This is a genomic window from Enterobacter sp. MGH 4 (assembly GCF_000534735.1).
Taxonomy (GTDB): domain Bacteria; phylum Pseudomonadota; class Gammaproteobacteria; order Enterobacterales; family Enterobacteriaceae; genus Enterobacter; species Enterobacter intestinihominis.
Genome location: NZ_KI973293.1, coordinates 477064 through 499620 on the forward strand (window position 1 = coordinate 477064; position 22557 = coordinate 499620).

Here is a 22557-nt window from a genome sequence, read left to right on the forward strand (position 1 = left end):
AAGGACATTGAGTCTTGCTGGCGGCGTTTTGCTTTTATCTGGTCTAACTTTTGGGCATCTCATGAAGCATCTCACTCTCCTCGGCTCGACCGGCTCTATCGGTTGCAGCACTCTCGACGTCGTACGTCATAATCCCGACAGCTACACCGTGACCGCACTTGTGGCCGGAAAAAACGTGCAGCGAATGGTCGAACAGTGCATGGAGTTTACCCCTCGTTTTGCGGTGATGGATGATGAAGAGAGCGCCCGCCAGGTGAAAGCGCTGTTGCAGGAGAAGGGCTGTCGTACCGAAGTGCTCAGCGGGCAACAGGCGGCTTGCGATATAGCCTCGCTTGATGAAGTTGATCAGGTAATGGCGGCAATCGTCGGGGCGGCGGGTCTTCTGCCGACGCTTGCCGCTATTGATGCGGGAAAAGATGTTCTGCTTGCAAATAAAGAGTCGCTGGTCACCTGCGGACGCCTCTTTATGGAGGCGGTAAAACAGCGTGGGGCGCGTCTTTTGCCGGTCGATAGCGAGCACAACGCGATTTTTCAGAGTTTACCCCAACCTTTTCAACAAAACCTGGGGTACGCTGACCTGGAGCAGAATGGCGTTGTGTCGATTCTGCTTACCGGGTCTGGTGGCCCGTTCCGTGAAACGCCACTGTCTGAATTGAGCGCAATGACGCCGGATCAGGCGTGTCGTCATCCGAATTGGTCAATGGGGCGTAAGATCTCCGTCGATTCGGCCACCATGATGAATAAAGGTCTGGAATACATTGAAGCTCGCTGGCTGTTCAATGCGTCGGCGAAACAGATGGAAGTGCTGATCCACCCGCAGTCGGTGATTCACTCTATGGTGCGCTATCAGGACGGCAGCGTGCTGGCCCAGTTGGGCGAGCCGGATATGCGTACGCCTATTGCTCATACGATGGCGTGGCCAAACCGCGTAAAATCGGGCGTTAAGCCTCTCGATTTTTGCAAGCTGAGTTCACTGACGTTTAGCGAGCCTGATTACGACCGTTATCCCTGCCTGAAACTGGCGATGACGGCCTTCGATCAGGGGCAGGCGGCGACAACGGCGCTTAATGCCGCCAATGAAGTGACCGTTGAAGCATTCCTGAATCAGCAGATCCGCTTTACTGATATCGCCGCGTTGAATTTATCCGTGCTGGAGATGATGGATTTGCGTGAGCCGCAGAGTGTGGAAGAGGTGCTGGCCGTGGATGAACAGGCACGTATTGTTGCGCGTAAACAGGTGACACGTCTCGCAAGCTGGTGATAAAGCAAGCACTAGTCGTCGTGCTATTTGTTAGCGTTGGGCTTCAGTGATATAGTCTGCGCCACCTGATCGCAGGTATTTGGCTTTAAGTGGTCAGGTAAGCCGTGGTATGACACGGCTTTTTTATGTATAGGCTTCAGTATTCCTGTGTACCGTTAAATCCTTTCAGGGACTAAAAACGCGTTATGTTGTCTGCGAATCAACCAATAAGCGAAAACTTGCCAGCACATGGCTGTCGCCATGTTGCAATCATCATGGATGGCAATGGCCGCTGGGCGAAAAGACAAGGGAAGATACGAGCCTTTGGGCATAAAGCCGGGGCGAAATCTGTTCGCCGCGCCGTTTCTTTTGCCGCCAATAACGGCATTGATGCGTTAACGCTCTATGCTTTTAGCAGTGAAAACTGGAATCGACCTGCGCAAGAAGTGACTGCGTTGATGGAACTGTTCGTGTGGGCGCTCGATAGTGAAGTAAAAAGCCTGCACCGCCACAACGTCCGCTTGCGTATTATTGGCGAAACCAGTCGTTTTAACTCACGTTTGCAGGAACGGATTCGCAAAGCTGAAGCGCTGACGGAAAATAATACCGGCCTGACGCTCAATATCGCGGCGAATTACGGCGGACGCTGGGATATTATCCAGGGGGTTCGGCATTTGGCTGAGCAGGTTCAGGAAGGGCTGTTAAGACCCGACCAGATTGATGAAGAGGCGCTGAGTCAGCAAATCTGCATGAATGAACTGGCTCCCGTGGATTTGGTTATAAGGACAGGGGGGGAGCATCGCATAAGTAACTTTTTGCTGTGGCAAATTGCCTACGCTGAACTTTACTTTACGGATGTTCTTTGGCCAGATTTTGATGAACAAGACTTTGAAGGTGCGCTGCATGCCTTTGCCAATCGAGAGCGTCGTTTCGGCGGCACCGAGCCTGGTGGCGATAACGCCTGATGGGGGTAGCTTTTGCTGAAGTATCGCCTGATTTCCGCTTTTGTATTAATACCCGTCGTTATCGCAGCGCTGTTTTTACTGCCTCCGGTGGGATTCGCTATTGTTACGTTGGTGGTGTGTATGCTCGCCGCGTGGGAATGGGGGCAGCTTAGCGGCTTTACCTCGCGCACTCAGCGGGTATGGCTGGCGGTACTCTGTGGTTTTTTACTGGCCCTGATGCTGTATACCTTGCCTGAATATCATCACGATGTTCACCAGCCGCTGGTTGCCGGATCCTTATGGATATCGCTGGCCTGGTGGATTGCTGCGCTTGTTTTAGTGCTTTTCTACCCGGGCTCTGCGGCGATCTGGCGTAACTCTAAAGTGTTGCGCCTTATTTTTGGTCTGCTCACGATTGTTCCGTTCTTCTGGGGTATGGTTGCGCTGCGCGCCTGGCACTATGACGAAAACCACTACAGCGGCGCAATATGGCTGCTTTATGTGATGATTCTCGTCTGGGGGGCTGACTCCGGAGCCTATATGTTTGGTAAACTGTTTGGCAAACATAAACTGGCGCCAAAGGTTTCTCCGGGCAAAACCTGGCAAGGTTTCATCGGCGGCCTGTTTACGGCAGCGATTATCTCCTGGGGCTATGGCGTCTGGGCGAATCTTGAGGTTGCCCCCTCCACGCTGCTGATATGTTCGATTTTCGCGGCGCTGGCATCGGTACTGGGTGATTTAACCGAGAGCATGTTTAAGCGTGAAGCAGGGATTAAGGACAGTGGTCACCTGATTCCAGGACATGGCGGAATACTGGATCGCATTGACAGCCTTACCGCGGCTGTTCCCGTATTTGCTTGCCTGCTTTTACTGGTGTTTGGGACGATATAACGGAAGGTTTTATGCTGAGCATTCTCTGGAATCTGGCGGCGTTCATTGTTGCATTGGGTGTACTGATTACCGTGCATGAATTTGGCCATTTCTGGGTTGCCCGGCGCTGTGGTGTGCGGGTAGAGCGATTCTCGATTGGCTTTGGCAAATCGCTCTGGAAGCGCACCGATAAGCATGGCACCGAGTTTGTCATTGCTCTGATCCCCCTGGGCGGCTATGTCAAAATGCTCGACGAACGCGTTGAGCCTGTCGCCCCGGAACTTCGACATAGCGCGTTCAACAATAAAACTGTTGGCCAACGTGCTGCCATCATCGCTGCCGGACCGGTAGCCAATTTCATCTTCGCTATCTTCGCCTACTGGCTGGTGTTTATTATCGGCGTGCCTGGCGTACGCCCGGTTGTGGGTGAAATCACCACGGGTTCCATTGCGGCAACGGCGCAAATTACACCGGGAATGGAACTTAAAGCGATTGATGGTATCGAAACCCCTGATTGGGATGCCGTGAGGTTACAACTGGTTGCGAAAATCGGTGATGAGCAGACAACCGTCAGCGTATCGCCTTTTGGTTCCGACCAGCGGCAGGAAAAAGTGCTGGATTTACGCCCCTGGCGCTTTGAGCCAGACAAAGAGGATCCAGTCGCTACATTGGGGATTCGCCCGCGCAGCGCGCAGATCGAGCCGGTGTTAGCCGAAGTACAGTCTAATTCGGCAGCGAGTAAAGCAGGTTTACAAGCGGGTGACAGGATCGTTAAAGTCGATGGTCAGCCATTAACACAATGGATGACCTTTGTTACTCTGGTGCGCGATAATCCAGGCAAGCCGCTCGCGCTGGAAGTGGAAAGGCAGGGGAGTTCGCTCTCACTGACCCTCACCCCGGATACCAAATCGGGCGGCGGTAAGGCGGAAGGGTTTGCCGGCGTTGTGCCGAAAGTGATCCCACTGCCAGATGAGTACAAGACAATACGCCAGTATGGGCCGTTTAGCGCCATCGTTGAGGCCACGGATAAAACATGGCAGCTGATGAAGCTTACGGTCAACATGTTGGGGAAATTGATAACCGGTGATGTGAAACTGAACAACCTCAGTGGGCCAATTTCGATTGCTCAGGGGGCTGGGATGTCAGCGGAGTTCGGGGTGATTTACTATCTCATGTTCCTTGCGCTGATTAGCGTGAACCTGGGGATAATCAACCTGTTCCCGCTTCCCGTATTAGATGGGGGCCATCTGCTGTTTTTAGCGATTGAAAAGCTAAAAGGCGGACCGGTATCCGAGCGAGTTCAAGACTTTAGTTATCGCATTGGCTCGATTTTGCTGGTGCTGTTAATGGGGCTTGCACTTTTCAATGATTTCTCTCGGTTGTAAGAGAGTTAGTTAGGAAGAACGCATAATAACGATGGCGATGAAAAAGTTGCTCATAGCGTCGCTGCTGTTTAGCAGCGCGACCGTATACGGTGCTGACGGGTTCGTAGTGAAAGATATTCATTTCGAAGGCCTTCAGCGTGTCGCCGTTGGTGCGGCCCTCCTCAGTATGCCTGTGCGCCCCGGCGATACGGTTAATGATGAAGATATCAGTAACACCATCCGTGCTCTGTTTGCCACTGGCAACTTTGAGGACGTCCGCGTCCTGCGCGATGGTGATACGCTGGTGGTTCAGGTAAAAGAACGTCCAACGATTGCCAGCATCACTTTCTCCGGCAACAAGTCGGTGAAAGATGACATGCTCAAGCAGAACCTTGAGGCATCGGGTGTTCGTGTGGGGGAATCTCTGGACCGCACAACCCTTGCAGACATTGAAAAAGGTCTGGAAGATTTCTATTACAGCGTCGGTAAATACAGCGCGAGCGTTAAAGCGGTTGTTACACCGCTGCCACGTAACCGTGTTGACCTGAAACTGGTCTTCCAGGAAGGTGTTTCTGCGAAGATCCAGCAGATCAACATCGTGGGTAACCACGCGTTCAGCACCGACGAATTGATCTCCAACTTCCAGCTGCGTGACGAAGTGCCGTGGTGGAACGTGGTAGGCGATCGTAAATACCAGAAACAGAAACTGGCGGGTGACCTTGAAACCCTGCGCAGCTACTATCTGGATCGCGGTTACGCCCGTTTCAACATCGATTCAACTCAGGTGAGTCTGACTCCGGACAAGAAAGGTATCTACATTACCGTTAACATCACAGAAGGCGATAAATACACGCTTTCAGGTGTTGAAGTCAGCGGCAACCTGGCAGGACATTCTGCTGAAATTGAATCTCTGACCAAAATTCAGCCGGGCGATCTGTATAGCGGATCTAAAGTCACCAAAATGGAAGACAGCATTAAGAAGCTGCTCGGCCGTTATGGTTATGCGTATCCGCGTGTGCAAACGCAGCCGGAAATTAACGACGCGGATAAGACTGTTAAGCTTCACGTTAACGTTGATGCGGGCAACCGTTTCTACGTGCGTAAAATCCGCTTCGAGGGTAACGATACCTCTAAAGACTCCGTTCTGCGCCGTGAAATGCGCCAGATGGAAGGGGCATGGCTGGGAAGCGATCTGGTCGACCAGGGTAAAGAGCGTCTGAACCGTCTGGGCTACTTCGAAACGGTCGATACCGATACTCAGCGTGTACCAGGTCGTCCAGATCAGGTGGATGTTGTTTATAAAGTTAAAGAACGTAATACCGGTAGTTTCAACTTCGGTATTGGTTACGGTACTGAAAGTGGCGTGAGCTTCCAGGTCGGCGTTCAGCAGGATAACTGGCTGGGTACGGGTTACTCTGTCGGTATCAACGGGACGAAAAACGACTACCAGACCTACTCTGAGTTCTCCGTTACCAACCCATACTTCACCGTGGACGGTGTAAGCCTGGGTGGTCGTATCTTCTATAACGACTTTAAAGCGGACGACGCGGACCTCTCCTCGTATACCAACAAGAGTTACGGTCTGGATGGTACGCTCGGCTTCCCGGTTAACGAATACAACACCCTGCGTGCAGGTTTAGGGTACGTGCATAACGACCTGTCTAACATGCAACCGCAGGTGGCGATGTGGCGTTACCTGGACTCCATCGGTCAGTCTGCAAGTACGTCCAGCGATGACAACGGTTTCGCCGCGGATGACTTCACCTTCAACTACGGTTGGACCTACAACCGTCTTGACCGTGGCTACTTCCCGACGGAAGGTTCACGCGTTAACCTGAACGGTAAGGTGACGATCCCGGGATCGGATAACGAGTTCTACAAGGTCACGCTGGATACGGCGTCCTACTTCCCAATTGATGACGACCACAAGTGGGTCGTACTGGGTCGTACCCGCTGGGGCTATGGTGACGGTATCGGAAGCAAAGAGCTGCCGTTCTATGAGAACTTCTACGCCGGTGGTTCAAGCACCGTTCGTGGCTTCCAGTCCAATAACATTGGTCCGAAAGCGGTTTACTACGGCGGTAATGACGAAGATAACTGCGCAAGCCGCGATTCAAAACAAGTCTGTAGCTCTGATGATGCGGTAGGCGGTAACGCCATGGCCGTGGCGAGCCTCGAGTTCATCACGCCGACGCCGTTTATCAGTGATAAGTACGCGAACTCTGTCCGTACCTCCTTCTTTATGGATGCAGGTACGGTGTGGGATACCAACTGGGAGAATACCGCCCAGATGCGTGCAGCGGGCGTTCCGGACTACAGCGATCCGGGCAACATTCGCATGTCCGCAGGTATCGCATTACAATGGATGTCACCGCTGGGGCCGTTGGTCTTCTCCTACGCCCAGCCGTTCAAGAAATACGATGGAGACAAAGCGGAGCAGTTCCAGTTTAACATTGGTAAAACCTGGTAATAATCCGCTGCAATGGAATGCGTTGGCAGTGTAGCGCTGACAACCGGCGATCGGTAAAACGGTCGCCTTGCCACGCAAAGAACGGCACCCCTCGGGTGCCAATGGGATGGTAAGGAGTTAATTGTGAAAAAGTGGTTATTAGCTGCAGGTCTCGGTTTAGCGATGGCAACTTCTGCTCAGGCAGCGGACAAAATTGCAATCGTCAACATGGGTAATTTGTTCCAGCAGGTTGCACAGAAAACGGGCGTTTCTGCAACGCTGGAAAACGAATTCAAAGGCCGTGCGAGCGAACTGCAACGTATGGAAGGTGATCTTCAGTCCAAGATGCAGCGTTTACAGCGTGATGGTTCTACCATGAAAGCGAGCGAGCGCAGCAAACTGGAAAAAGACGTCATGTCTCAGCGCCAGACCTTCTCTCAGAAAGCGCAGGCTTTCGAGCAGGATCGTCAGCGTCGTTCTAACGAAGAGCGTGGCAAGCTGGTGACGCGTATTCAGTCTGCCGTTAAAGCAGTAGCAGCCGATCAGAGCATCGATCTGGTTGTTGATGCGAACGCCGTTGCATTCAACAGCAGCGATGTTAAAGACATCACCGCTGATGTTCTGAAACAGGTTAAATAAGTAATGCCTTCAATTCGACTGGCTGATTTAGCTCAGCAGTTGGATGCAGAATTACACGGTGATGGCGATATCGTCATCACCGCTGTTGCGTCCATGCAATCTGCTAAAGCAGGCACTATTACCTTCATGGTAAGCCCTAAGTACCGTGAACACCTGGCTCAGTGCCAGGCGTCTGCCGTTGTTCTGACGCAGGACGATCTTCCGTTTGCCACTAACGCTGCACTGGTAGTGAAAAATCCCTACCTGACCTATGCACGCATGGCCCAAATTCTTGATACCACGCCGCAGCCGGCGCAGAACATTGCAGCCAGCGCTGCGATTGATCCAACGGCTCAGCTGGGTAACAACGTGGCAGTCGGCGCAAACGCCGTTATCGAATCCGGCGTTGTGCTGGGTGATAACGTGGTGATTGGGCCAGGCTGCTTTGTTGGAAAAAATACGAAAATTGGCGCAGGGACTCGTCTGTGGGCCAATGTTTCTGTCTACCATGAGGTTGAGATTGGCGAGAATTGCCTCGTACAGTCCAGCACGGTGATTGGTTCTGACGGATTCGGTTACGCCAACGATCGGGGTAACTGGGTTAAGATCCCGCAGCTGGGTCGCGTGATTATCGGCGATCGCGTTGAGATCGGCGCTTGCACAACCATTGACCGTGGTGCACTTGACGACACCATTATTGGTAACGGTGTTATCATAGACAACCAGTGCCAGATTGCACATAACGTTGTGATTGGCGACAATACCGCAGTTGCGGGTGGTGTTATCATGGCAGGCAGCCTGAAAATAGGCCGTTACTGCATGATAGGCGGTGCCAGCGTGATCAATGGCCATATGGAAATATGCGACAAAGTCACGGTGACGGGGATGGGTATGGTGATGCGTCCCATCACTGAGCCCGGCGTTTATTCCTCCGGTATCCCGCTGCAACCGAACAAGGTATGGCGTAAAACAGCTGCACTGGTGATGAATATTGATGATATGAGCAAGCGACTCAAAGCGATTGAGCGCAAAATCGATCAACAAGACTAAGCGTTCATCCGTTTAACGCTAAATTTCCCGGCCTGTCGGCTTTGTTTATAAACCGGCAGGCCGTGTTATTATTGCTACTTAGTACATTTGACAGGAAGAGTATTTTGACTACTGACACTCATACTCTGCATATTGAAGAGATTTTAGAACTTCTGCCGCACCGCTACCCGTTTTTACTGGTAGACCGTGTGCTGGATTTTGAAGAAGGTCGTTTTCTGCGCGCAGTGAAAAATGTCTCCGTTAACGAGCCATTCTTCCAGGGGCACTTCCCTGGTAAACCTATCTTCCCGGGTGTGTTGATCCTGGAAGCGATGGCACAGGCTACCGGTATTCTGGCGTTTAAAAGCGTAGGTAAACTGGAGCCGGGTGAACTCTATTACTTCGCGGGTATCGATGAAGCGCGCTTCAAGCGTCCGGTCGTGCCTGGTGATCAAATGATCATGGAAGTCACTTTTGAAAAAACGCGTCGCGGCCTGACTCGCTTCAAAGGCGTAGCTATGGTTGACGGCAAAGTTGTTTGCGAAGCGACAATGATGTGTGCGCGTAGCCGGGAGGCCTGATACGTGATTGATAAATCCGCCTTTATTCATCCTACCGCCATTGTGGAAACGGGTGCCATCATTGGCGCAAACGTCCACATTGGCCCGTTTTGTATTGTTGGACCCCATGTCGAAATTGGTGAGGGTACAGTACTGAAATCTCACGTTGTCGTGAATGGTCATACCACCATTGGCTGCAACAATGAGATCTATCAGTTCGCCTCCATCGGCGAAGTTAACCAGGATCTTAAGTATGCTGGCGAACCGACCCGCGTGGAAATCGGCGATCGTAACCGCATTCGCGAAAGCGTCACCATTCATCGTGGTACAACGCAAGGCGGTGGATTGACGAAGGTGGGCAGCGACAACCTGTTTATGGTTAATGCGCATATTGCGCACGACTGTACCGTGGGTAGCCGCTGTATTCTCGCCAACAACGCAACGCTGGCGGGGCACGTATCGGTCGATGATTTCGCAATTATTGGCGGCATGACCGCAGTCCATCAGTTCTGCATCATCGGTGCACACGTGATGGTCGGCGGGTGCTCCGGTGTGGCGCAGGACGTCCCACCGTTTGTGATTGCGCAGGGCAACCATGCCACGCCGTTTGGCGTGAACATTGAAGGCCTTAAGCGTCGTGGCTTTAGCCGCGAAGCGATTACCGCGATCCGCAATGCGTACAAATTGCTGTACCGTAGCGGTAAAACGCTGGAAGAGGCGAAGCCGGAAATTGCCGAGCTGGCGAATAAGCACCCTGAAGTGAAAACGTTCATGGAATTCTTTGAACGTTCAACCCGTGGTCTGATTCGTTAATGGTCGACAGTCGTCCGCTTACTATCGCCCTGGTCGCCGGAGAAACCTCCGGCGATATTCTTGGTGCAGGTCTTATCCGCGCGCTTAAAGCCCGTGTACCCAATGCCCGCTTTGTGGGCGTGGCTGGGCCGCTGATGCAGGCCGAAGGCTGTGAAGCCTGGTATGAAATGGAAGAGCTGGCTGTGATGGGCATCGTCGAGGTGCTGGGCCGCCTGCGTCGCCTGCTGCATATTCGCGCCGATCTTACCCGCCGCTTTACCGACCTCAAGCCCGATGTCTTTGTCGGCATTGATGCACCTGATTTCAATATTACCCTTGAAGGGAACCTGAAAAAGCAGGGGATCAAAACTATCCATTACGTCAGCCCGTCCGTGTGGGCGTGGCGACAGAAACGCGTTTTCAAAATCGGACGGTCGACCAATCTGGTGCTGGCTTTTCTGCCTTTCGAAAAAGCGTTTTACGACAGGTTTAATGTCCCGTGCCGTTTTATCGGTCATACCATGGCGGATGCCATGCCGCTGGACCCTGATAAAAATGCGGCGCGTGACGAACTGGGCATCCCGCATGATGTGCACTGTCTGGCGCTGCTGCCAGGGAGCCGGGGTGCGGAAGTTGAAATGCTAAGTGCCGATTTCCTGAAAACGGCGCAAATTCTCCGCAAGACGTACCCAGACCTTGAAGTGGTCGTGCCGCTGGTGAATGCCAAACGCCGCGAGCAGTTTGAGCGTATCAAAGCCGAGGTTGCCCCGGATCTTCACGTCCGCCTGCTGGACGGGAAAGGGCGGCAAGCTATGTTTGCGAGCGATGCCGCACTGCTGGCTTCCGGCACGGCTGCGCTGGAGTGTATGCTGGCAAAATGCCCAATGGTGGTCGGTTATCGCATGAAACCGTTTACCTTCTGGCTGGCAAAACGTCTGGTAAAAACAGACTACGTATCCCTGCCAAACCTGCTTGCAGGTCGCGAGCTGGTGAAAGAACTCTTGCAGGATGAATGCCAGCCGCAGGCACTGGCTGATGCATTACTGCCGCTGCTGGCCAACGGTAAAACCAGCCACCAGATGCATGATACTTTCCGTGAACTGCATCAACTGATCCGCTGTAATGCTGATGAGCAGGCGGCCGATGCGGTGCTGGAGTTAGCACAATGATGGAATTTATTTATCCCCATACCCACCTCGTTGCCGGTGTGGATGAAGTCGGTCGTGGTCCGTTAGTGGGTGCCGTTGTGACCGCGGCAGTGATCCTCGATCCAGCCCGCCCGATCCCTGGCCTGAACGACTCGAAAAAACTGAGCGAAAAGCGCCGCCTGGCGCTGTTCGATGAAATTAAAGAGAAGGCGCTGGCCTGGAGTCTCGGGCGCGCAGAGCCGGATGAGATCGACAATCTGAACATTCTGCACGCCACCATGCTGGCGATGCAGCGTGCCGTTGCGGGCCTGAAGATTGTGCCTGAGTATGTGCTGATCGACGGTAACCGTTGCCCGACGCTGCCGATGCCATCAATGGCTGTTGTTAAAGGCGATAGCCGCGTCGCAGAAATCAGTGCGGCGTCAATCATTGCCAAAGTGACGCGCGATGCCGAAATGGCCGCGCTGGACCTCACTTATCCCGCGTATGGTTTCGCCCAGCACAAGGGATATCCAACGGCTTTCCATCTGGAAAAGCTGGCTGAACATGGCGCAACTGAACATCATCGGCGCAGCTTTGGCCCGGTGAAACGCGCGCTGGGACTGGTGTCCTGAATCAAGACGCAAGCAATTAAGTAACGCGGGATCTGAAGATGGCTGAACCACGTTTCGTACACCTGCGGGTGCATAGCGACTACTCCATGATCGATGGGCTGGCAAAGACCGGGCCGCTGGTAAAGAAGGCGGCCTCGCTTGGCATGCCTGCGCTGGCGATCACCGATTTTACCAACCTGTGTGGCCTGGTGAAGTTCTACGGAACGGCGCATGGCGCAGGATTAAAGCCCATCGTCGGCGCGGATTTCCACGTGCAGAGCGACCTGCTCGGCGATGAGATGACGCAAATTTCCGTGTTAGCCATGAATAACACGGGCTATCAGAACCTCACTCTGCTGATCTCAAAAGCCTACCAGCGCGGCTACGGCGCGCTGGGTCCATGGATTGACCGCGACTGGCTGGCGGAGCTGAACGAAGGTCTGCTGCTGATCTCCGGTGGTCGTATGGGGGATGTCGGCAAATGTCTGCTGCGCGGGAACAACGCGCTGGTGGATCAGTGCGTCTCGTTCTACGAAGAGCATTTCCCGGATCGCTATTACCTGGAGCTAATCCGTACCGGGCGTGCGGATGAAGAGAGCTATCTGCATGCGGCCGTCGCCCTGGCGGAAGCGCGTGGCCTGCCTGTAGTGGCCACCAACGATGTGCGCTTTCTTGAGCCGGGCGATTTTGACGCGCATGAAATTCGCGTCGCTATCCACGACGGCTTCACCCTCGACGATCCGAAACGTCCTCGCAACTACTCATCGCAGCAGTACATGCGCAGCGAAGAGGAAATGTGTGAGCTCTTCTCCGACATCCCGGAAGCGCTGGAAAATAGCGTAGAGATTGCCAAGCGCTGCAACGTCACCGTGCGTCTCGGCGAATATTTCCTGCCGCAGTTCCCGACGGGCGACATGACCACGGAAGATTTCCTGGTCATGAAATCGAAAGAGGGCCTTGAAGAGCGTCTGGAATTCCTCTTCCCGGATGAAGCGGTCCGTAAAGAGAAGCGTCCTGAATATGACGAGCGTCTGGATATTGAACTCCAGGTGATCAACCAGATGGGGTTCCCTGGCTACTTCCTGATCGTAATGGAGTTCATCCAGTGGTCGAAGGATAACGGCGTACCGGTTGGCCCGGGCCGTGGTTCAGGTGCCGGCTCGCTGGTGGCGTATGCGCTGAAAATCACCGACCTCGATCCGCTGGAATTCGACCTGCTGTTCGAACGTTTCCTTAACCCGGAACGTGTCTCCATGCCCGACTTCGACGTCGACTTCTGCATGGAAAAACGCGACCAGGTGATTGAGCACGTGGCCGATATGTACGGTCGTGATGCGGTTTCACAGATCATTACCTTCGGTACGATGGCGGCGAAAGCGGTTATCCGCGACGTGGGCCGCGTTCTGGGCCACCCCTACGGTTTTGTCGATCGAATCTCTAAGCTGGTGCCGCCCGATCCGGGCATGACTCTGGCGAAAGCCTTTGAAGCTGAACCTCAGCTGCCGGAAATCTACGAAGCCGACGAAGAGGTGAAAGCGCTGATCGACATGGCGCGCAAGCTGGAGGGCGTCACGCGTAACGCCGGTAAGCATGCGGGGGGCGTGGTTATTGCCCCGACCAAAATCACCGACTTCGCGCCGCTGTACTGCGATGAAGCGGGCCAGCATCCGGTCACCCAGTTCGACAAGAACGACGTTGAATACGCCGGGCTTGTGAAGTTCGACTTCCTTGGTTTGCGTACGCTGACCATCATCAACTGGGCGCTGGAGATGATCAACGCCCGCCGTGAGAAGAACGGCGAGCCGCCGCTGGATATTGCGGCTATCCCGCTTGATGACAAGAAAAGTTTCGACATGCTGCAACGCTCCGAGACGACAGCCGTCTTCCAGCTTGAATCCCGCGGCATGAAAGATTTGATAAAGCGTCTGCAACCAGACTGCTTCGAAGATATGATCGCGCTGGTGGCCCTGTTCCGTCCGGGCCCGTTGCAGTCGGGGATGGTAGATAACTTTATCGACCGTAAGCACGGGCGCGAAGAGATTTCCTATCCGGATGTGCAGTGGCAGCATGAAAGCCTGAAGCCGGTACTGGAGCCAACCTACGGCATCATCCTGTATCAGGAACAGGTCATGCAGATCGCCCAGGTGCTTTCTGGTTACACCCTTGGCGGCGCAGATATGTTGCGTCGTGCGATGGGTAAGAAAAAGCCGGAAGAGATGGCCAAGCAGCGTTCTATCTTTGAAGATGGGGCGAAGAAAAACGGCGTCGATGGCGAACTGGCGATGAAAATCTTCGACCTGGTGGAGAAATTCGCCGGGTACGGATTTAACAAATCCCACTCCGCCGCTTATGCTTTGGTGTCGTATCAAACGCTGTGGCTCAAGGCCCACTATCCCGCTGAGTTTATGGCGGCGGTAATGACCGCCGATATGGACAACACCGAAAAGGTGGTTGGCCTGGTGGACGAGTGCTGGCGCATGGGGCTGAAGATCCTGCCGCCGGATATTAACTCTGGCCTGTACCATTTCCACGTCAACGATGACGGGGAAATCGTCTATGGGATCGGCGCGATCAAGGGCGTGGGTGAGGGGCCGATCGAGGCGATCATCGAAGCGCGTAACAACGGCGGCTATTTCCGCGAGCTGTTCGACCTGTGCGCCCGCACCGATACCAAAAAACTGAACCGCCGCGTGCTGGAAAAACTGATCATGTCCGGTGCGTTTGACCGGCTGGGGCCACACCGCGCCGCGCTGATGAACTCGCTCGGCGATGCGCTGAAAGCGGCCGATCAGCATGCTAAAGCGGAAGCCATTGGCCAGGCGGATATGTTCGGCGTGCTGGCGGAAGAGCCAGAGCAGATCGAGCAGTCCTATTCCAACTGCCAGCCGTGGCCAGAACAGGTGGTGCTGGATGGGGAGCGTGAGACGTTAGGCCTGTACCTGACGGGACACCCGATCAACCAGTATCTGAAAGAAATTGAGCGCTATGTCGGCGGCCACAGGCTTAAAGACATGCATCCGACAGAACGTGGTAAAATCACCACGGCTGCGGGGCTCGTGATTGCTGCAAGGGTAATGGTCACCAAGCGCGGCAATCGTATCGGCATCTGTACCCTGGATGACCGTTCCGGGCGTCTGGAGGTGATGTTGTTCACCGACGCGCTGGATAAATACCAGCAATTGCTGGAAAAAGACCGCATACTTATCGTCAGCGGACAGGTCAGCTTTGATGACTTCAGCGGGGGGCTTAAAATGACCGCCCGCGAAGTGATGGACATTGACGAAGCCCGGGAAAAATATGCTCGCGGGCTTGCTATCTCGCTGACGGACAGGCAAATTGATGACCAGCTTTTAAACCGACTCCGTCAGTCTCTGGAACCCCACCGCTCGGGGACCATTCCAGTACATCTCTACTATCAGAGGGCGGATGCACGTGCGCGGTTGCGCTTTGGTGCAACGTGGCGTGTCTCTCCGAGCGATCGTTTACTGAACGATCTCCGTGGCCTCATTGGTTCGGAGCAGGTGGAACTGGAGTTTGACTAATACAGGAATACTATGAGTCTGAATTTCCTTGATTTCGAACAGCCGATTGCAGAGCTGGAAGCGAAAATCGATTCTCTGACAGCCGTAAGCCGTCAGGATGAAAAACTGGATATTAACATCGACGAAGAAGTGCATCGTCTGCGTGAAAAAAGCGTAGAACTGACGCGCAAAATCTTTGCCGATCTCGGCGCATGGCAGATCGCCCAGCTGGCGCGTCATCCACAGCGTCCGTACACCCTGGATTATGTCCGCCTGGCGTTTGACGAATTTGACGAACTGGCAGGCGACCGCGCATACGCTGACGATAAAGCTATCGTCGGCGGTATCGCGCGTCTGGATGGACGTCCGGTGATGATCATTGGTCACCAGAAAGGCCGTGAAACCAAAGAGAAGATCCGTCGTAACTTCGGTATGCCAGCACCAGAAGGCTACCGTAAGGCCCTGCGTCTGATGGAGATGGCTGAGCGTTTCAATATGCCAATCATCACCTTCATCGACACACCGGGTGCTTACCCGGGTGTTGGCGCAGAAGAGCGCGGTCAGTCTGAAGCCATCGCACGCAACCTGCGTGAGATGTCTCGCCTGAAAGTGCCGGTCATCTGTACCGTTATCGGTGAAGGTGGTTCCGGCGGTGCGCTGGCAATTGGCGTGGGCGATAAAGTGAATATGCTGCAGTACAGCACCTATTCCGTTATCTCTCCGGAAGGCTGTGCCTCCATTCTGTGGAAAAGTGCCGATAAAGCGCCGCTGGCTGCGGAAGCGATGGGCATCATTGCCCCACGTCTGAAAGAGCTGAAGCTGATCGACACCGTTATCCCTGAACCGCTGGGTGGCGCGCACCGTAAGCCGGAAGTGATGGCTGCTTCCCTGAAAGCGCAGCTGCTGGCAGATCTGGCGGATCTGGACGTGCTGAGCACAGAAGATCTGCTCAACCGTCGTTATCAGCGTCTGATGACCTACGGTTACGCGTAAGCCTCACAATTATCCTAAAAGCCGCACATTGTTGCGGCTTTTTTTATACCTGCCGTTTACCTTAACTATGCTTATCTGATGTTTTTCAAGGAGGTAAACCATGAACATCATTGCCATCATGGGGCCACACGGCGTCTTTTATAAAGACGAACCCATCAAGGAGCTGGAGCAAGCCCTTAAAGCACGCGGATATCAGCTAATCTGGCCGCAAAACAGCGCCGACCTGCTGAAATTCATCGAACACAATCCGCGCATCTGTGGCGTGATATTCGACTGGGACGAATACGACATGGAGTTGTGCAGCGAGATCAATAAGCTCAACGAATATCTTCCGCTGTACGCCTTTATCAACACTCACTCGACCATGGACGTCAGCGCCCATGATATGCGTATGGCGCTGTGGTTCTTCGAATACGCGCTCGGCGTGGCTGAGGACATTGCGACCCGCATTCAGCAGTACACCGGTGAATATCTGGATAACATCACCCCGCCGTTTACGCGTGCGCTGTTCACCTATGTGAATGAAGGGAAGTACACCTTCTGTACGCCAGGCCACATGGCGGGAACGGCCTATCAAAAAAGCCCGGTAGGGTGCCTGTTCTACGATTTCTTTGGCGGCAATACGCTGAAGGCGGACGTGTCGATTTCAGTGACCGAGCTGGGCTCGCTGCTGGATCATACCGGCCCGCATCTGGAAGCCGAAGAGTACATCGCCCGGACCTTTGGTGCCGAGCAGAGCTACATGGTGACCAACGGAACCTCGACGTCGAACAAGATCGTCGGGATGTATGCCGCGCCTGCCGGTAGCACGTTGCTGATTGACCGAAACTGCCATAAATCACTGGCGCATTTGCTGATGATGAGTGACGTCGTGCCGCTCTGGCTGTCTCCCACGCGTAATGCGCTGGGGATCCTCGGCGGCATTCCTCGCCGTGAGTTCGCGCATGAAGCCATTGAAAATAAGATCGCGGCGATCCCCGAGGCAAGCTGGCCTGTGCATGCGGTGATCACCAACTCCACCTATGACGGGCTGCTTTACAACACGAACTGGATCAAGCAGACGCTGGACGTGCCGTCGATTCACTTTGACTCCGCGTGGGTGCCTTACACCAATTTCCACCCGATTTACTCGGGTAAAAGTGGGATGAGCGGCGAGCGGGTGCCGGGCAAGGTGTTCTTCGAGACGCAGTCGACGCACAAAATGCTGGCCGCGTTTTCCCAGGCGTCTCTCATTCACATCAAGGGCGAATACGACGAGGACACCTTCAACGAAGCCTTCATGATGCACACGACCACGTCGCCCAGCTACCCGCTGGTGGCGTCCATCGAAACGGCGGCGGCGATGCTGCGCGGTAATCCGGGTAAACGCCTGATCAACCGATCGGTGGAGCGGGCGCTGCATTTCCGAAAAGAGGTTCAGCGACTTAAAGATGAAGCGGACGGCTGGTTCTTTGATATCTGGCAGCCGGAAGAGATTGATGAAGCAGAATGCTGGCCCGTCGCGCCGGGGGAGAGCTGGCACGGTTTTCGTGATGCTGATGCGGACCACATGTTCCTCGATCCGGTTAAGGTGACGATCCTGACGCCGGGTATGGATGAGCAGGGTGTGATGGGTGAGGAAGGGATCCCGGCTGCGCTGGTGGCGAAGTTCCTTGATGAACGCGGCGTGGTGGTGGAGAAAACCGGCCCCTATAATTTGCTGTTCCTGTTCAGTATCGGGATCGATAAAACCCGCGCGATGGGGCTGCTGCGCGGACTGATGGAGTTTAAGCGCGCATACGATCTTAACCTGCGGGTGAAGAACATGCTGCCGGATCTCTACGCGGAAGATCCTGACTTCTACCGCAATATGCGTATTCAGGATCTGGCCCAGGGGATCCACAGGCTGATCCGCCAGCACGATCTGCCGCGCCTGATGCTGCAGGCATTTGATGTTCTGCCTGAAATGAAGCTCACGCCGCACAGGGCGTGGCAACGCCAGGTGAAAGGGGAGGTTGAAACCATTGAACTGGAGAACCTGGTCGGGCGGGTATCAGCCAACATGATCCTGCCTTATCCGCCGGGCGTACCGCTGCTGATGCCGGGCGAGATGATCACCGAGGAGAGCCGGGCGGTGCTCGATTTCCTGCTGATGCTCTGTTCGATAGGGCGCCACTATCCGGGCTTTGAGACGGATATTCACGGTGCGAAACGCGATGATAACGGTGTGTACTGGGTGAGAGTCCTAAAATAAAAGGGGCCGCTTGCCAGGGCCGGGTTGTCGGTTGTAACGTTCAGGGCACCATAAAAAGGAGAAACTATGCTGGGTTTAAAAGCTGTTCATCATATTGCGATCATTGCCACCGATTACGCGAAAAGTAAGGCCTTTTACTGCGACATTCTCGGCTTTACGCTGTTGAGCGAGGCCTACCGCGAGGAGCGCGATTCCTGGAAAGGCGATCTGGCGTTAAACGGACAATATGTGATTGAACTGTTCTCTTTTCCTTTCCCGCCAGCGCGTCCTTCGCGCCCGGAAGCCTGCGGCCTGCGCCACCTGGCCTTCAGCGTCGATAACCTGGCCAGCGCGGTAAAGCATCTGGAAGCCCACGGCGTGGCCTGTGAAGCAATTCGCATCGATCCCTTCACCGATAAACGTTTCACTTTTTTCAACGATCCGGACGGTCTGCCGCTGGAGCTTTATCAGCAGTAATCGCCGTCATGTGTGATAATGCCCGTTCAGTTCGGGCATTTTTTATGTGTAATTTCCTATGACCTTACCCGCTATCGCGCACGCCGTTTCACCCTACCGCCAGCTGCTGGTGGGGTTCAGCGGTGGCCTGGATTCCACCGTTTTGCTGCACCGTCTTAAGCTCTGGCGCGACCGTGAGCCTGACGTCCAGCTGCGGGCGATGCATATCCATCACGGCTTAAGCCCCCATGCCGACGAGTGGGTGGCGCACTGCGAAGCGGTGTGCTCAGGGTGGGCGATCCCGCTAATCGTTGAACGCGTCACGCTTGAGGATGAAGGGCTGGGTATTGAGGCGCAGGCGCGCAAAGCCCGCTACGCCGCGTTTTCCGGCGCGTTACAGCCTGGAGAAGCGTTGGTCACCGCGCAGCATCTGGACGACCAGTGCGAGACGTTTTTACTGGCGCTCAAGCGGGGCAGCGGGCCTGCGGGTTTATCCGCCATGCCTGAGCGTGCTGGTTTTGCTGAAACAGAGCTCATCCGCCCGCTACTGGGTGAGACGCGCGCATCACTGGAAGCCTGGGCGCAGCAACATCATCTGCGCTGGATTGAAGACGAAAGCAATCAGGACGACAGTTACGACCGTAACTTCCTGCGCCTGCGCGTCTTACCGCTGCTGAGTGAGCGCTGGGCCCATTTTTCCGAAGCGGTGGCCAGAAGTGCCATGCTTTGTGCTGAACAGGAAAGCTTGCTGGATGAGTTGCTGAGCGGGGAGCTGAATACGCTGATTACCGCTGACGGTGCCCTGAACATTGCGCCGTTGAAAGTGATGAACCCCGTGCGTCGGGCTGCTCTGATTCGTCGCTGGCTGGCTTCCCACCGTGCGGTTATGCCGTCCCGGGCGATGCTCAACCGTATCTGGGAAGAAGTTGCACAGGCGCGGGAAGATGCCGCACCGTGTATACACCTGAATGGTTATGACGTCAGGCGCTATAAAGAGCAACTCTGGTGGGTGAAATCTGTGCCGTCGCTGGCTGACGTTGTGCTTGACTGGCCGTCGCCGGAAAAAGCATTAACGCTACCGTTGAATGCCGGTGTCGTTGCGTTAAGCCATTCGGGCAATGTGCGTCTACCTGAGCCGGACGAGAACGTCACCATACGCTTCAGGGCCAGCGGCATGCTGCATATCGTTGGGCGTAACGGCGGGCGTAAACTGAAGAAAATCTGGCAGGAACAGAACGTTCCGCCCTGGCGACGTGATACCACGCCGCTTCTGTTTTACGGCGACACGCTCATCGCGGCGGCAGGTGTGTTTATTACCCAGGAAGGGTGGGCTGAAGCGGGTGTCAATTTTGAATGGAAAGCGTAACGGGCAGCCTGGCTGCCCGTTGGTTATCAGGATTCGCTCACCACGACGGTGCCGATTTCCGGATGGCTGAAACTGGCAATTTTGTCGAGGCGTAGCTCACGCGTTGCACCTGCATCTTCCACAACCAGGTATTCCACATTTTTACGGGAAACCAGATCGCTGGCCTTTGCCTTTAGCACTTCGCCATCTTTTAGCTCCAGCGTCAGTATTAAATGATGCTGGCAGGCGAGTTCGAGGTTGTCATAGTCATCACAATTGATGGGTTGATAGATATCATTCATCGACATAATCGCTCACCAGTAAATTCGCCGCAGCATACGCTGCTTTTTCCCTGACCGATTCAGAAAGGCTCTCATCAGAGGCCACTTCATTCAGCACGTTCAATACACAGCCCAACGCATCCGGGATGTACCCCAGATCTCCGCTGGCAATTTCCGCATACCGTCTGCGAATCAACTCACAATAATTATTCACATCACCTCCTGCCAGCGTACTGACTTACTGTGAGATATCATTAAGCCTACGAAGTTAAACTCGGTTTAGCAAGGTGACTATACCATACTCATTTAAGCAATATCAGCGCCTTGATAACGGGGTGCCACCACCTCGTAACAGCCTTTTGCTGCGGTTTTCGCTACAATGTACGCCTGATTCGAAAGGAGTTCTCTCATGGCGCTGAAAGCGACAATTTATAAAGCTGTGGTCAATGTGGCGGATCTTGACCGTAACCAGTTTCTGGATGCGTCATTGACGCTGGCGCGTCACCCTTCTGAAACCCAGGAGCGCATGATGCTGCGCCTGCTGGCGTGGATTAAGTATGCCGACGAGCGTCTGCAATTTACCCGTGGTTTAAGCGCGGAAGATGAACCGGAAGCCTGGCTGCGCAACGATCATCTGGGTATCGATTTATGGATTGAGCTTGGCCTGCCGGATGAACGCCGGATCAAAAAGGCGTGCACCCAGTCAGCTGAAGTGGCGTTGTTTGCCTATAACCAGCGCGCGGCGGAGATCTGGCGGCAGCAAAACAAAAATAAATGTGCGCAGTTCAAAAATCTTACCGTCTGGTATCTGGATGATGAACAACTGGCACAGCTGAGCGCATTCGCCAGCCGGACAATGGCGCTTCAGGCAACGATTCAGGACGGCGCTATCTGGCTTTCCGATTCTCAGAATAATCTGGAAATTCATCTCACGGCCTGGCAGCCCGTATCATGATTGAGTTGTCCCGAAACGTCAGCATCCCTGATCACGAGCTGGAGATCACCGCCATCCGTGCTCAGGGCGCAGGGGGGCAGCACGTTAACAAGGCCTCAACGGCTATCCATTTGCGCTTTGACATCCGGGCCTCCAGCCTGCCAGAGTATTATAAAGAAAGTCTGCTTGCCGCCAGCCATCATCTGATCACCAGTGAAGGTGTGATTGTGATTAAAGCGCAGGAATATCGCAGCCAGGAAATGAACCGGGAAGCGGCACTTTCCAGACTGGCGGCGGTCATAAAAGAGCTGACGGCTGTACAAAAAAGTCGCCGGGCAACACGTCCAACGCGGGCATCGAAAGAACGTCGGTTGTCATCGAAGGCGCAGAAATCCACCGTAAAGTCACTGCGTGGCAAAGTCCGTCACCCGTAATGTGACGAAAGGGACACACTTTTTCATAAGGAATGTATTGTGAAAAAAGCATTATTATCAGCGCTGGCCGTGACAAGCCTGTTCGCGCTTTTTGGCTGTAACAACCGTTCAGAAACACAGGTACTACAGCCAACGCAAAACGAAGAATTGAAGCCGATGCAGCAGAGCTGGCGCGGCGTATTGCCATGTGCAGATTGTGAAGGCATCGAAACCTCTCTGTTCCTGCAAAAAGATGGCACCTGGGTGATGAACCAGCGCTATCAGGGGGCGAAAGAGCCGTCTTCTTTTGCAACATACGGAACATGGGCGCGTACGGCTGAAAAGCTGGTATTGACTGATACCACGGGCGATAAAACGTATTTCCGCGCCAAAGGCGAGGGGATGGAGATGCTCGATCGCGAAGGCAATCCGATTGAATCCCAGTTCAACTACACGCTGGCCCCGGTAAAAGCGACCCTGCCTGCAACCCCAATGGCGATGCGAGGGATGTATTTCTACATGGCGGATGCGGCAATCTTCACGGACTGTGCAACCGGGAAGAAAGTCAGCGTGGCGAACAATGCCCAGCTGGAGCGTGACTATGCCGTCGCGCGCGGTAACGACAGCAAACCAGTGTTGCTGACGGTTGAAGGGCATTTTACGCTGGAGCCAAACCCCGATAGCGGTGAGCTGGTGAAAACGCTGGTGGCAGATAAAGACGCGAAGTTTGCTGCGGGTAAAGACTGCGAAAGCAAATAAGTTATAGCCATTAAAAAACCCCGCACTGGCGGGGTT

General features: G+C 54.3%; 21 protein-coding genes. 19 read left to right on the top strand and 2 right to left on the bottom strand.

All coding sequences use genetic code 11. From position 1 onward, the window contains the following. Nucleotides 1–61 precede the first annotated feature (61 nt). The 16 genes from ispC (at nucleotide 62) to tilS (ending at nucleotide 20155) form a co-directional block, all read left to right on the top strand. Nucleotides 62–1261, top strand: coding sequence for a 1-deoxy-D-xylulose-5-phosphate reductoisomerase (ispC, locus tag L350_RS08460; RefSeq protein ID WP_032625570.1), 1200 nt, complete (start codon nucleotides 62–64; stop codon nucleotides 1259–1261). A gap of 185 nt (nucleotides 1262–1446) precedes the next feature. Beyond that, nucleotides 1447–2205 (top strand): (2E,6E)-farnesyl-diphosphate-specific ditrans,polycis-undecaprenyl-diphosphate synthase, encoded by a 759-nt coding sequence (ispU, locus tag L350_RS08455; RefSeq protein WP_003856176.1) that lies wholly within the window; start codon nucleotides 1447–1449, stop codon nucleotides 2203–2205. A gap of 12 nt (nucleotides 2206–2217) precedes the next feature. Then, nucleotides 2218–3075 (top strand): phosphatidate cytidylyltransferase, encoded by an 858-nt coding sequence (cdsA, locus tag L350_RS08450; RefSeq protein WP_023299368.1) that lies wholly within the window; start codon nucleotides 2218–2220, stop codon nucleotides 3073–3075. Between the two features lie 11 nt (nucleotides 3076–3086). After that, nucleotides 3087–4439, top strand: a complete 1353-nt coding sequence (gene rseP / locus L350_RS08445) for a sigma E protease regulator RseP (RefSeq protein ID WP_032625572.1) — start codon at nucleotides 3087–3089, stop codon at nucleotides 4437–4439. 31 nt (nucleotides 4440–4470) lie between these two features. After that, nucleotides 4471–6888: an outer membrane protein assembly factor BamA gene (bamA, locus tag L350_RS08440; protein ID WP_022647109.1), complete on the top strand. Its 2418-nt coding sequence runs from the start codon at nucleotides 4471–4473 to the stop codon at nucleotides 6886–6888. A gap of 123 nt (nucleotides 6889–7011) precedes the next feature. Beyond that, entirely contained in the window at nucleotides 7012–7506 is a 495-nt protein-coding gene (gene skp, locus L350_RS08435; protein WP_006810039.1) for a molecular chaperone Skp, read from the top strand. Nucleotides 7507–7509: 3 nt separating this feature from the next. Further along, on the top strand, nucleotides 7510–8535 hold the full coding sequence (lpxD, locus tag L350_RS08430; protein ID WP_022647110.1) for a UDP-3-O-(3-hydroxymyristoyl)glucosamine N-acyltransferase: 1026 nt from the start codon (nucleotides 7510–7512) through the stop codon (nucleotides 8533–8535). Nucleotides 8536–8639: 104 nt separating this feature from the next. Beyond that, on the top strand, nucleotides 8640–9095 hold the full coding sequence (gene fabZ / locus L350_RS08425; RefSeq protein WP_003856165.1) for a 3-hydroxyacyl-ACP dehydratase FabZ: 456 nt from the start codon (nucleotides 8640–8642) through the stop codon (nucleotides 9093–9095). A gap of 3 nt (nucleotides 9096–9098) precedes the next feature. After that, nucleotides 9099–9887: an acyl-ACP--UDP-N-acetylglucosamine O-acyltransferase gene (gene lpxA, locus L350_RS08420; protein WP_003856164.1), complete on the top strand. Its 789-nt coding sequence runs from the start codon at nucleotides 9099–9101 to the stop codon at nucleotides 9885–9887. Further along, nucleotides 9887–11035, top strand: a complete 1149-nt coding sequence (gene lpxB / locus L350_RS08415; RefSeq protein WP_023305467.1) for a lipid-A-disaccharide synthase — start codon at nucleotides 9887–9889, stop codon at nucleotides 11033–11035. Before lpxA ends, lpxB begins: the two co-directional genes overlap by 1 nt. After that, the gene (gene rnhB / locus L350_RS08410; protein WP_032625574.1) at nucleotides 11032–11628 is read left to right on the top strand and encodes a ribonuclease HII; all 597 of its coding nucleotides are present in this window, start codon (nucleotides 11032–11034) and stop codon (nucleotides 11626–11628) included. Before lpxB ends, rnhB begins: the two co-directional genes overlap by 4 nt. 38 nt (nucleotides 11629–11666) lie before the next feature. Beyond that, nucleotides 11667–15149, top strand: a complete 3483-nt coding sequence (gene dnaE / locus L350_RS08405; protein WP_022647113.1) for a DNA polymerase III subunit alpha — start codon at nucleotides 11667–11669, stop codon at nucleotides 15147–15149. Between the two features lie 12 nt (nucleotides 15150–15161). Further along, nucleotides 15162–16121, top strand: coding sequence for an acetyl-CoA carboxylase carboxyl transferase subunit alpha (gene accA, locus L350_RS08400; RefSeq protein ID WP_003856154.1), 960 nt, complete (start codon nucleotides 15162–15164; stop codon nucleotides 16119–16121). A 100-nt stretch (nucleotides 16122–16221) separates the two neighbouring features. After that, nucleotides 16222–18354 carry a lysine decarboxylase LdcC gene (locus L350_RS08395; RefSeq protein ID WP_022647114.1) on the top strand — a complete coding sequence of 711 codons (2133 nt, stop codon included), beginning with the start codon at nucleotides 16222–16224 and terminating at the stop codon, nucleotides 18352–18354. Nucleotides 18355–18420: 66 nt separating this feature from the next. Beyond that, nucleotides 18421–18810, top strand: coding sequence for a VOC family protein (locus tag L350_RS08390; RefSeq protein WP_032625577.1), 390 nt, complete (start codon nucleotides 18421–18423; stop codon nucleotides 18808–18810). A 58-nt stretch (nucleotides 18811–18868) separates the two neighbouring features. Continuing rightward, nucleotides 18869–20155: a tRNA lysidine(34) synthetase TilS gene (gene tilS, locus L350_RS08385; RefSeq protein WP_032625579.1), complete on the top strand. Its 1287-nt coding sequence runs from the start codon at nucleotides 18869–18871 to the stop codon at nucleotides 20153–20155. Between the two features lie 26 nt (nucleotides 20156–20181). Here the strand turns inward: tilS and rof are convergent, their stop codons facing one another. Beyond that, complete coding sequence (gene rof / locus L350_RS08380; RefSeq protein WP_023305471.1) at nucleotides 20182–20442, bottom strand: Rho-binding antiterminator; 261 nt, start codon at nucleotides 20440–20442, stop codon at nucleotides 20182–20184. Next, the gene (locus L350_RS08375) at nucleotides 20429–20629 is read right to left on the bottom strand and encodes a YaeP family protein (protein ID WP_003856146.1); all 201 of its coding nucleotides are present in this window, start codon (nucleotides 20627–20629) and stop codon (nucleotides 20429–20431) included. Before L350_RS08375 ends, rof begins: the two co-directional genes overlap by 14 nt. A 195-nt stretch (nucleotides 20630–20824) precedes the next feature. Between L350_RS08375 and L350_RS08370 the strand changes: the two genes are divergently transcribed. Genes L350_RS08370 through nlpE form a run of 3 tightly spaced genes read left to right on the top strand, consistent with a single transcriptional unit; the run spans nucleotide 20825 to nucleotide 22521 of the window. Then, on the top strand, nucleotides 20825–21370 hold the full coding sequence (locus L350_RS08370; RefSeq protein ID WP_032625580.1) for a YaeQ family protein: 546 nt from the start codon (nucleotides 20825–20827) through the stop codon (nucleotides 21368–21370). Next, nucleotides 21367–21783 (top strand): alternative ribosome rescue aminoacyl-tRNA hydrolase ArfB, encoded by a 417-nt coding sequence (gene arfB, locus L350_RS08365; RefSeq protein ID WP_022647119.1) that lies wholly within the window; start codon nucleotides 21367–21369, stop codon nucleotides 21781–21783. The genes L350_RS08370 and arfB overlap by 4 nt, the downstream gene beginning before the upstream one ends. Nucleotides 21784–21822: 39 nt before the next feature. Then, a complete protein-coding gene (gene nlpE / locus L350_RS08360) occupies nucleotides 21823–22521 on the top strand; it encodes an envelope stress response activation lipoprotein NlpE (RefSeq protein WP_006810026.1) in 699 nt (232 codons plus the stop codon). Nucleotides 22522–22557: the final 36 nt, after the last annotated feature.